At 74.2% G+C, this 508-nt stretch carries 1 protein-coding gene; it reads left to right on the top strand.

Going from position 1 to position 508, the window contains the following annotated elements; all coding sequences use genetic code 11:
- Positions 1–313 (top strand): LysR family transcriptional regulator substrate-binding protein (locus ACXAGC_RS20485; RefSeq protein ID WP_474846861.1); only part of this gene is annotated, 313 nt, incomplete at its 5' end.
- Between the last annotated feature and the right edge of the window lie 195 nt (positions 314–508).

Here is a 508-nt window from a genome sequence, read left to right as displayed (position 1 = left end):
CCCCTGGATCGACACTGCGGCGGGCCAGGCCGTGCGGCACATCGTCGACAGCGCCTTCTCCGCCGCGGGACTGGTCCGCCGGCGGGCGGTGGAGCTCTCGGACCTGACGGCCGTGCCGGACTTCGTGGCCTCCGGCAGCGGCATCGCCATGGTTCCCCGCTTCGTCGTGACCGGCCGATCGGACGTGCGGATCGTGGACTACACCGGTCCCCGCCTGGAGTGGAGCACGGTCCTGGTCCACCGCCCGGGCCGGATCTCCCAGGTCGCCCAGCGGTTCTGGGACCACAGCCTGCAGCACCCCGCTCCCGCCTGACCCTTCCGGGCCGCCGCGCGGACCCAGGGGCCCGTCGTCGTTCCATCGCGGTTGCCGATGATGTCGATCGCCTCTGATCGTTGGACGCGCGGGGAACTCGGCGGGCATCCTGGAGGCACGCCCCATGCCGACCCGGAGGACCTCCCGGGCCCGCTCCCCTCGCCGTGCTCCGGCGCGCTGCGACCGACCCCGGGC

Source organism: Alteromonas sp. AWJ4_197 (assembly GCF_056160285.1).
The sequence above is the reverse complement of the archived record's forward strand: the minus strand, read 5'-3'. Positions and strand labels throughout refer to the sequence as shown.